This is a genomic window from Natronobeatus ordinarius, from assembly GCF_024362485.1.
Taxonomy (GTDB): Archaea; Halobacteriota; Halobacteria; order Halobacteriales; family Natrialbaceae; genus Natronobeatus; species Natronobeatus ordinarius.
Window position 1 is genome coordinate 4,064,410 of the sequence record NZ_CP101456.1, and the last position, 10,681, is coordinate 4,075,090.

Here is a 10,681-nt window from a genome sequence, read left to right on the forward strand (position 1 = left end):
CTCGGCTGGGGGAGGCGTCCCGGAAGGGGCCGTGTGAGCAATGGTCATCGCCCCCGGGCGTCTCCAGGCGTTTTTCGGGGGGTGCGCTCGTGACGCACTCGAGCGTGAGCTCTCGAGATTCGGGGCGAAAATAGCCACGGCGACGGCGAGTTGACAGCAAGCCGTTACCTATATGTGCCTTCGATGTAGATTCATCTTTGATTGTATGTGGCGGAGTACGGTGGTTCAGACGGATGTGTGAGAAGAGGACTGCGGCCGTGGTGGGTGAAGACAGTACGGTCGACGACACTGCAACGGTTGGACACTCGTACAGTAACGAGTCGAAGCCCCCCACGATCGGAGACGAGTCGACGATCAGGGCGGGAACGATCATCTACGACGACGTCGCTGCTGGCGCACGGTTTTCGACGGGCCACTTCGCACTGGTTCGTGAGTTGACCGAGATCGGTGACGACGTCCTCGTCGGAACGAAGACGGTGATCGACGGGCGGACGACGATCGGCTCGAACGTGAGCCTCCAGACGGGCGTCTACGTCCCGTCGGAGACGACGATCGGGGACCACGTCTTCCTCGGCCCCCACGCCGTGTTGACGAACGATCCGTACCCGATCCGTCGTGACGTCGAGCTGGTCGGCCCGACGCTCGAAGAGCACGTCTCGATCGGCGCGAACGCGACCGTCCTGCCCGGCGTGACCGTCGGCCGAGGGTCGTTCGTCGCCGCCGGGGCGGTCGTCACCGAAGACGTCCCGGAGGAGACGCTGGCCGTGGGTGCTCCCGCGCGCCACAACCCATTGCCGGAGCCACTTCGAGGTTCGAACGACATCTAATGATTCCGATTGCAGATCCCGAACTCGGTGCGGCGGAGCAACGGGCGGTCGAAGACGTTTTAGAGAGCGGCATGCTCGCCGACGGGCCGGAGGTCCGGTCGTTCGAGGCCGCGTTCGCCGACTACTGTGGCGCCGCCCACGGCGTCGCGACGTCGAACGGGACCACGGCGCTGCACGCCGCCCTCGTCGCCCTCGGCATCGGCGAGGGGGACCGGGTACTGACGACGCCATTTTCCTTTATCGCGACGGCCAACGCGATCCGGCTGGCCGGCGCCGAGCCCGTCTTCGCCGATATCGATCCAACGACGTACAACCTCGATCCCGACGCGGCGCGGGCGGTTGCCAAAGAGGAGTCGATCGACGCGATCGTCGTCGTCCACCTCTACGGCCTGCCGGCCGACCTCGAGGCGTTCGTCGACCTCGCCGAGGAGCTCGACGTGGCGCTGCTCGAGGACGCCGCCCAGGCCCACGGCGCCGTTTATCACGGCGACCGTGTCGGCAGTGTCGGCGACGCCGGCTGCTTCTCGTTCTATCCGACGAAGAACATGACGACGGGCGAAGGCGGCATGGTCGTCACCGACCGGGCCGACGTCACCGACCGCCTCGAGCGCTTCGTCAACCACGGCCGGGGCGGCTCGGGCACCTACGCCCACGAGACGGTCGGGCACAACTTCCGGCTGACGTCGATCGGGGCAGCGATCGGGCGCGTCCAGCTCGAGCGCTTGCCCAACTTCATCGAGGCCCGCCGGGCGAACGCGGCCCGGCTCACCGAGGGCATCTCGGCCGACGGTATCACGACGCCCGTCGAGCCCGACGGCACGACGCACGTCTACCACCAGTACACGATCCGGACGGCGGATCGGGACGGCCTGCTCTCACACCTCGAGGCCAACGACGTCGGCGCGGGCGTCTACTACCCGACGTGCATTCACGACCAGCCCGCCTACGACGGCGTCGACTGTTCGGCGCCGAACGCGGAGACGGCCGCCGAGGAGGTACTCTCGCTGCCCGTTCATCCGAACGTCTCGGGAACGGAGATCGACCACATTGTGGAGGTACTCAACGACTATGATAACTGAGGATGATTCGATCGACGTCGGCGTCATCGGCGTCGGCTCGATGGGACGACATCACGCACGGGTGTATAGCGAACTACCGAACGCGAACCTCGTCGGCGTCTTCGACGTCGACGACGACCAGGCCCAGACCGTGGCGGCCAAACACGGCGTCGAGGCGATGGACCTCGACGCGCTGCTCGGGGCCGTCGACGCTGTCTCGGTCGTCGTCCCGACGCAGTACCACTACGATATGGCGATGCAGTGTCTCGACGCCAACGTCGGGACGTTCATCGAAAAGCCGGTGCTCGGCGACCTCGAGCGCGCGGACGACCTGCTCTCGCGGGTTCGACTCGCGGACGTTCCCGTCCAGATCGGCCACATCGAGCGCTTCAATCCGGCGGTGACGGCGCTCGCCGAGATCGTCGATGAGCTCTCGATCGTCAGCATCCGCGCCCAGCGCCTCGGCCCACCGCCGGGTCGCGAGATCGACGACAGCGCCGTGCTCGACCTGATGATCCACGATATCGACGTCGTCTGCTCGCTGCTCGATTCGGTCCCGAGTTCGGTCAAGAGCGTCGGCGTCGACGAGAACAGACACGCCTCGGCGCTGCTCGAGTTCGACTCGGGGGTGATGGCGTCGCTGACGGCGAGTCGAAAGACCCAGCGCAAAGTGCGCACCCTCGAGATCACGGCCGAGGAGTGTTTCGTCGAACTCGACTACATCGACCAGTCGATCGAGATCCACCGCAACTCGATCCCGGAGTACGTCGAGCGCAACGGCGACGTCCGGTTCAAACACGAAAGCATCGTCGAGAAACCACGGGTGGCGAACGACGAACCGCTGCGGTGTGAACTCGAGTCGTTCGTGCGGACCGTCGATCGAAACGGCGTCCCCGAGGTGACCGTCCAGGACGGCATCGACGCGCTGTCGGTGGCCCTCGAGATCGAAGCGGACGCCCTCGAGAGCGACGTTGCACCGCGGACGGTGGCCGCCGATGACTGAACCAGCGTCGGCGGAGGCCGTCGACTCGCTGTACGGCGCCGAGGCCGACGACGCCGTCCAGCGGGCGTCGTTCCTCGCGGGCGAGGTGCCCGTCGCCGTCTACGGCCTCGGAAAGATGGGGCTGCCGCTGGCAGCGGTGTTCGCCGACGTCTCGCGCAACGTCATCGGCGCGGATATCGACCCCGCGGTCGTCGAGACGATCGAGGACGGCGGCTCACACGTCAAACGCGAACCCGGCCTCGAGGACCTCGTCTTCGAGCTGGTCTCGGCGGGGGCGCTGTCGGCGACGACCGAGCCCCGGGAGGCGGCGTCGGCGGCGGCGGTCCACGTGGTGATCGTCCCGACGCCGATCACGGACGACAAGGAGCCCGATCTGGCGATTCTCGACGCCGTCGTCGAGGAGATCGGGGCGGGCCTCGAGGAAGGCGATCTGGTCTGTATCGAGTGTACGGTGCCGCCGCAGACGACCGAACGGCGGGTGTTGCCCGCCCTCGAGGACGCCTCGGGACTCGAACGCGGCGAGTTCGGCCTGGCGTTCTGTCCCGAACGGACGTCGTCGGGTCGCGCGCTCGAGGACATCCGCGGGGCCTACCCGAAGGTCGTCGGCGGCGTCGACGACGAGAGCACGCGCGCGGCGACGCTCATCTACGAGGAGCTCAACGCCAAGGGCGTGCTCCCGGTCTCGGACGCGACGACCGCGGAGTCGGTGAAGGTGTTCGAGGGGCTGTACCGCGACGTCAACATCGCGCTCGCGAACGAGCTGGCGCGCTTTACCGACGAGCTGGGGATCGACGTCACCGAGGCGATCGACGTGGCGAACACCCAGCCGTTCTGTGATATTCACACGCCCGGCCCCGGCGTCGGGGGTCACTGCATCCCGTACTACCCGTACTTCATGATCGAGCCGTTCGAGGCCGACTCGTCGCTGCTCGAGACCGCACGTGCAGTCAACGACTCGATGCCCGCGTTCACCGTCGAGAAGGTCCAGGAAGGACTCGAAGCCGACGGAAAGTCGGTCGCGGAGTCCACCGTCGTCGTGCTGGGGCTGACCTATCGCCCCGGCGTCGAGGAGATCCGCGCCACGCCGTCGATTCCGATCTCGGAGGAGCTGTCGTCACTCGGGGCGACGGTGTACGGCGTCGATCCGATGCTGGATTCCGTCGAGGAATTCGCCCTCGAGCAGGTCGACCTGGAGGCGGCACTCGAGCTCGAGGCAGACGCCATCGTGCTCGTGACGCCCCACGAGGAGTTCCTCGATATCAACTGGGAAGACGTTCATCGCAACAGTGATAGTCTCTCCATCGTGATCGATGGACGACAGGCGCTCGAGGCGGACGCTGTGGGGGCTCGGGTGTACACGATCGGGAGGGGATACGATGAGTGAACCAGAGCGCACGAGACAATCACAGGCGAGACGGTCCAGACTGACCGACGTGGTCTGCGTCGTCGGACTCGGCTACGTCGGGCTGCCGCTGGCCTACGAGTTCGACCGGATCGGCCACGACGTCGTCGGCTTCGACATCGACGACGGGCGAATCGAACAGCTGCGACGCGGAATCGACCCCACCGGCGACGTCGGCGACGCGGAGATCGCCGACTCGAGCATCGCGTTCACGACCGACGAGGCGGCGATCGGCGAGGCGGATTTCGTCCTCGTGGCGGTGCCGACGCCGGTCGACGAGATGAAAAACCCCAACCTGGACTACGTCCAGTCCGCCGGGAAGACGATCGGCCGCCACATCGAAGCGGGAACGACCGTCGTCCTCGAGTCGACCGTCTACCCGGGCGCGACCCGAGAGATCTTCGCCCCCGCCGTGGAGGAGGCCTCAGGGCTCACCTACGGCGAGGAGTTCTTCGTCGGCTACTCGCCAGAACGGATGGTGCCGGGCGACGAGGAGCACGGCCTGCGGAACGTCGTGAAGATCGTCAGCGGGCAGAACGAGGAGACCCTCGAGGAGGTGGCGTCGCTGTACGAGGGGATCGTCGACGCGGGGGTCCACCGGGCGCCCGCGATCGAGGTCGCCGAGATGGCCAAAGTCGTCGAGAACACCCAGCGGGATCTGAACATCGCGCTGGTCAACGAACTCGCCATCGCCGCCGAGAATCTGGGCGTCGACGGCCGGGCCGTCCTCGAGGCCGCCGGCACGAAGTGGAACTTTCACGACTATCGGCCCGGGCTCGTCGGCGGCCACTGCATTCCCGTCGATCCGTTCTTCATGGTCTACCAGTCCGAACGCAACGGCTACTCACCGAAGCTGGTCCAGCAGGCCCGCGAGGTCAACGAGTACATGCCCAAACACGTCGGCGAACTTGCGCTGAAGGCGATGAACGACTGTGGGCAGGTTCCGAAGGAGAGTACGGTGCTCGTGCTCGGGCTGGCGTACAAACCCGGCGTCGGCGACGTCCGGACGTCGGCGGTCGACGGCACGATCGACTACCTCGAGGAGTACGGCGTCGACGTCGTCGGCTTCGACCCCCACGCCGATGACGACGTCATGCGCGAGGAGTTCGGCATCGAGATCCTCGAGCAACTCACGTTCGAGGACGTCGACGGGATCGTGCTCGCGACGCCCCACGATCGGTTCCTCGGGATCGACTACAAGTCGGCGGCGATCGAGATGGACGAGCGGCCGTTCTTCCTCGACGTGGATGCGGCGATGGACGAGACAGAGCTGACCGAGTACGGCTTCGAGTATCGGAGAATCTGATGTATCGAGATCACACGATCGGTGTCGTCATCCCCGCCTACAACGAGGAGGGCTTCGTCGGCGACGTCATCCGCGAGATGCCCGCCTACGTCGACGTGATGTACGTCATCGACGACTGTTCGACCGACGGCACCTGGGACGAGATCCTCGAGGCGGCGGGCGAGGACGCCGAGTCGGAGCTCCCCCTCGAGTACGACGACGAAACCGTTCTGGCGGACGGGGGCGGCTCGTTGCTAACCGAACGGGCGACTGTTCACGAGCCCGTCGGTCGGGTGGCCCCGATCCAGCACCGCGAAAACCTCGGTGCTGGCGGCGCGATCAAAACCGGCTATCTGGCGGCGCTTGAGGACGAGACCGACGTGACTGTCACGGTCGACGGCGACGGCCAGATGGATCTGACTCAGATGACGCGGCTTCTCGATCCAATCGTCGGAGGCGAGGCCGATTACGCGAAAGGGAACCGGTTGCTGTACAAGGAGTACCGATCCGCGATGCCGAAGTTCCGCTTTTTCGGCAACTCGATCCTCACCTTCCTGACGAAGATCGCCAGCGGCTACTGGAAGACGATGGACCCCCAGAACGGCTACACGGCGATCTCCCATTACGCGCTGGAGAACGTCGGCATCGCGTCGATGTACGAGTACTACGGCTACTGTAACGACCTGCTCGTAAAACTGAACGCCAAGGGGATGCGCGTCGCCGACGTCGCGATGCCGGCGGTGTACGGCGACGAGGAATCCTCGATCAGGTACCGGACCTACATCCGGAAGGTGTCGTGGATGTTGCTTCGGAACTTCCTCTGGCGGCTGAAGGTAAAATATCTCGTGCTCGACTTCCATCCGCTGGCGCTGTTTTACCTCTTCGGGGCTGCACTGGCAGCACTCGGGATCCTGGGCGGCGGATGGTCGCTGTACGCGAAGTTCATGCTCGGGGATTCGTTGTTCGTCCGGGCGAGCTCGAGTCTGTTGCTGTTCAGCGTCGGGAGCATGTTCGTGATGTTCGCGATGCTGTTCGACATGCAGGTGAATGAAAGTAAAGAGGTGCAGCTCCGTGAGTGAAATAGTCATAATTAAATACATTAGTGGTTCATGAAGGTATTATTTGACATTGGACATCCTGCTCACGTCCACTTGTTCAAGCACGCAATATCCGAACTCAAATCAGAGGGACACGATACATGCGTGCTGTCGAGAGATAAGGAGATTACAATCGCTCTGTTAAACGGGTACGAAATAAAACATAACCCATTATCAGCGATGGGTTCGAGGAAATTCTCTCTCATCACTGAATGGACAAAGCGCGAGTATCATACTATTAAAATAGCTCGGTCATATGACCCTGATATCGTTCTGAGTGTTGCCAGCCCACCAGCAGCCCACGCTGCCAAAATCGTTGGCTGCCCCAAAATTGTGTTCAACGACAGTGAGCCGGCACATCTCCAGTCGAAGCTCGCTCATCCATTTGCGGATCGAATTTGTACTCCTGCAAACTTCGACGCAGATATCGGTAAAAAGCAAGAGCGCTACGACGGCTACCACGAACTCGCATATCTTCATCCAGATCGATTCGATCCCAACCCGGACGCACTACGAGAGAACGGGGTAGAGCTGGATAATCAGTACTCGGTACTTCGCTTCGTCTCGTGGGGAGCACACCACGATGTCGGCCATAGCGGGTTCTCTCGTGACGCAAAACGGGAACTCGTTTCCCTCTTGTCCGAGCACGGCGACGTGTACATCACCAGTGAGAGTCCCCTCCCTACGGAATTCGAAGCCTACCGCCTCCCGATCCCACCAGAGCGAATGCACGATCTGCTCTACTACGCGGATCTGTACGCGGGTGATTCACAAACGATGGCCACCGAGGCGGCGATCCTCGGCACCCCAGCCGTGCGATCCAACTCGTTTGCCGGCGATGGCGACATGAGCAACTTCGTCGAACTGGAAGAAGAGTACGGGTTACTCTACTCACGGTCCGACGAGAACGAGACGATCGAAATCATCCGCGAACTGCTCGCCGATCCGAACGTAAAGGACAGCTGGCAGGAGAAACGGGAGCGACTCATCGACGACAAGATCGACGTCACGGAGTACATGCTCGAGCAAATCTTCGAGCTTGGGGGTGCAGCTGCATGAAGGTCGTCACGGTCGTTGGTGCTCGCCCACAGTTCGTCAAGGCGTTCGCCGTCTCCCGCGTCCTCCGTGAAGAGCACGAGGAAGTGCTCGTTCACACCGGCCAGCACTACGACGAGGAGCTCTCCGGAGTGTTCTTCGAGGAGCTCGGGATTCCGGAGCCAGAGTACAACCTCGGCGTCGGCTCCGACAGTCACGGCCGACAGACGGCTGCGATGCTCGAGGGACTCGAGGAGATCATCGAGGCCGAAACCCCCGACATCGTGCTCCTCTACGGCGACACGAACTCGACGCTCGCGGGTGCAATCGCGGCCTCGAAGATCGAGCCGCTCGTCGCCCACGTCGAGGCCGGGTTGCGGAGCTACAACCGGGAGATGCCCGAGGAGATCAACCGCGTGCTGACCGACCACGCCTCGGATCTACTGTTCCCGCCGAGTGAGTCGGCCGCCGACACGCTCGAGGGAGAAGGGATCACCGAGGGCGTCCACGTCGTCGGTGACGTGATGTACGATGCGATCCTCTGGGCCCGAGACGTCGCACAGCGCGAGTCGGACGTGCTCGGTCGCGTCGGTGTCGAGGACGGTGGGTTCATCCTCTCGACGGTCCACCGGGCGGGCAACACCGACGACCCCGACCGACTCGAGGCGATCATCGACGCCCTCTCGAACGCGCCGCTTCCGGTCGTGCTCCCGATTCATCCCCGGACCGAGAACCGGCTTCAGGAGTACGGACTGTGGGAGCGAGCGACGGCGGCACTCGAGGTGATCGACCCGGTCGGCTACCTGGATTTCGTCCGGCTGCTCGACGGTTCGGAGCGAGTTGCGACCGACTCCGGTGGCGTTCAGAAGGAGGCGTTCTATCTCGACACCCCCTGTGTGACGATGCGTGAGGAGACGGAGTGGCTCGAGACGGTCGACAGCGGCTGGAACGTACTCGTGGGCGCGGATCGAGACCGAATCGAGAAAGAGCTTCGCGTGAACCGCTATCTCGAGGAGAAACCAACGCCGTACGGCGACGGAACTGCCGCCGAACGGATCGTGGAAGTGCTCGTCGAATATATAGCGGAGACGACAGTAGGGGGTCTCGAGGATGCGTGACGACTCCGAGTTCATATTATGTTGCCCACCTAACGCCGATCTTCAGATGTGTTGCCATGGCAGGGATGGTGTCTGTAATAGAATCATGCTGAGTAACTAAGTTAGAGAATGAACGTCTTATCACTTGTCACAAATCGGTACGCTCCGTTCTACGTAAATCAGACTGTTGAATTAGAATCGAGAGGTATCAACATAGACCATGTGAATCCACGAAAACAGACTGAAGATCACGAAGAACAACAACAGATCTCGAGGTCGTATGTGGACTATCTTCCATTGTTTTCTAGACCTATCCGAAAAGCGTTTAAAGAGTACGATCTCGTTCATGCTAACAACGGAAAAACAGCGCCATTTGCTCTTGCTCAACCGCACCGCCCGATCGTCCTCACACTCTGGGGATCCGATTTAGCTGGAAAGTATGGGTCGGTGACGAAACGGTGCGCTCAATTCTGTGACGAAGTGATAGTCAGAAACGAGGAGATGTGTCGTGAGTTAGGAAGAGACGCACACGTGATCCCGGCGGGGATCGACATGGAGCAATTCAAACCACACCCTCAGCTCGACGCGCCACGCTCAGTTGGATGGGACCCATCGAAAAAGCACGTGCTGTTCCCGTATCCGCCCTCGAGACCAGTGAAGAACTACCCGTTGGCCGAACGCGTCGTAGAGCGAGTCGACGAAGAATTACCCGAAAAAGTCTGTTTACAGACGGTGTATGGGGTTGACCACGACGATGTCTCGACGTACATGAACGCCGCCGATGCACTTCTGTTAACGTCTCACCGGGAAGGCTCTCCCAACTCGGTCAAAGAGGCGATGGCATGTAATCTCCCCGTCGTTGCTACCGACGTTGGTGACGTTCAAGAACGGCTATGCGAGGTGGAACCATCGTTCGTATGTACGACTGAAGACGAGCTCGTTGCAGCGCTTTGTGAAGTGCTCGAGCGAAATGAACGATCTAACGGGAGAGAACATATCCGTGATCTCAGCATAGACCAGATGGGTGAGCAAATTTTGGATGTGTACAAGCACGCTCTCGAATAGATTAGATGAGTCATAAATTTATCACATTTTCACTGTCTTCTTGCTGCTGTCTGCTATGCACATTCACAGCAGTAGACGTGCTAACTAAGCGGCTTTGTGAAGTGCCAATTTCATCACCATTATAATACAATTTTACCAGTCATCTCTTTATAGTGCTAAGGTCACATAACTGTTGCATTGTTGAAATATATTAAAATATCGCCATATAGTAGTGGCTATGACTGATAGACTTCAATAGTGTCTTTTGAATATACTTTGTTCAGTCCTTTTTGATCATCTATTGGCCAGTGTCGCCATGACTTGATAATCCTATATGACGCCAAAGACATTGATTCCCTATTATGGTTTATAATAATACTGCTATCGACGTCATCATTTTTAAACCCCGTTATCGACAACGCATGATCAGCAGTCATCCTTTTTGCACGGATATGATCTCCTTCAAGTTTTGATGTGTGTATATTGAAAACATTAGATGTAAATTCATCTGTGACTACTGTTTGTTCAGAGTATTGGGCTTGCCATTCGGCAGGAGATTTTAATTGGTGATATTCGATTTGTTCATTATCAGACCTGGTCTCATCAATCCCATGTGGGACTAAAGAGGTACATAAAAGGATTATAGTGACTATGATTGCCCAGTTCTGGTGGATTTTCACAAACTTACTTGAGAACAACCTTCTATCGTAATGAAAATGTTTATTATATAAGTATGCGGCTGCAAATACAGCAGGGAAATATGAAGCAGTAATTCCCATGTTACCAAGTAAGAACATCCGTACAAATGCATACATCGCGCTCATTGAGGTGAA

10 protein-coding genes are annotated in these 10,681 nt (G+C 60.4%); 9 read left to right on the top strand and 1 reads right to left on the bottom strand.

Annotated elements, in window-relative coordinates:
• The first annotated feature begins 233 nt into the window (after positions 1-233).
• The 9 genes from NMQ09_RS20410 (at position 234) to NMQ09_RS20450 (ending at position 9,869) form a co-directional block, all read left to right on the top strand.
• Positions 234-827 (top strand): acyltransferase, encoded by a 594-nt coding sequence (locus NMQ09_RS20410; RefSeq protein ID WP_255192404.1) that lies wholly within the window; start codon positions 234-236, stop codon positions 825-827.
• Positions 827-1,906: a DegT/DnrJ/EryC1/StrS family aminotransferase gene (locus NMQ09_RS20415; protein ID WP_255192405.1), complete on the top strand. Its 1,080-nt coding sequence runs from the start codon at positions 827-829 to the stop codon at positions 1,904-1,906. Before NMQ09_RS20410 ends, NMQ09_RS20415 begins: the two co-directional genes overlap by 1 nt.
• On the top strand, positions 1,896-2,888 hold the full coding sequence (locus NMQ09_RS20420; RefSeq protein ID WP_255192406.1) for a Gfo/Idh/MocA family protein: 993 nt from the start codon (positions 1,896-1,898) through the stop codon (positions 2,886-2,888). The genes NMQ09_RS20415 and NMQ09_RS20420 overlap by 11 nt, the downstream gene beginning before the upstream one ends.
• Positions 2,881-4,272 (top strand): nucleotide sugar dehydrogenase, encoded by a 1,392-nt coding sequence (locus NMQ09_RS20425; protein WP_255192407.1) that lies wholly within the window; start codon positions 2,881-2,883, stop codon positions 4,270-4,272. Before NMQ09_RS20420 ends, NMQ09_RS20425 begins: the two co-directional genes overlap by 8 nt.
• Positions 4,265-5,596, top strand: a complete 1,332-nt coding sequence (locus tag NMQ09_RS20430; RefSeq protein WP_255192408.1) for a nucleotide sugar dehydrogenase — start codon at positions 4,265-4,267, stop codon at positions 5,594-5,596. Before NMQ09_RS20425 ends, NMQ09_RS20430 begins: the two co-directional genes overlap by 8 nt.
• On the top strand, positions 5,596-6,654 hold the full coding sequence (locus NMQ09_RS20435) for a glycosyltransferase family 2 protein (RefSeq protein WP_255192409.1): 1,059 nt from the start codon (positions 5,596-5,598) through the stop codon (positions 6,652-6,654). The genes NMQ09_RS20430 and NMQ09_RS20435 overlap by 1 nt, the downstream gene beginning before the upstream one ends.
• Positions 6,655-6,684: 30 nt before the next feature.
• The gene (locus NMQ09_RS20440) at positions 6,685-7,731 is read left to right on the top strand and encodes a DUF354 domain-containing protein (protein ID WP_255192410.1); all 1,047 of its coding nucleotides are present in this window, start codon (positions 6,685-6,687) and stop codon (positions 7,729-7,731) included.
• Positions 7,728-8,825: a non-hydrolyzing UDP-N-acetylglucosamine 2-epimerase gene (gene wecB / locus NMQ09_RS20445; RefSeq protein ID WP_255192411.1), complete on the top strand. Its 1,098-nt coding sequence runs from the start codon at positions 7,728-7,730 to the stop codon at positions 8,823-8,825. The genes NMQ09_RS20440 and wecB overlap by 4 nt, the downstream gene beginning before the upstream one ends.
• Positions 8,826-8,933: 108 nt before the next feature.
• Positions 8,934-9,869: a glycosyltransferase family 4 protein gene (locus tag NMQ09_RS20450; RefSeq protein ID WP_255192412.1), complete on the top strand. Its 936-nt coding sequence runs from the start codon at positions 8,934-8,936 to the stop codon at positions 9,867-9,869.
• Between the two features lie 215 nt (positions 9,870-10,084).
• Here NMQ09_RS20450 and NMQ09_RS20455 read toward each other — a convergent pair whose 3' ends face one another.
• Complete coding sequence (locus NMQ09_RS20455) at positions 10,085-10,627, bottom strand: hypothetical protein (protein WP_255192413.1); 543 nt, start codon at positions 10,625-10,627, stop codon at positions 10,085-10,087.
• Positions 10,628-10,681 lie beyond the last annotated feature (54 nt).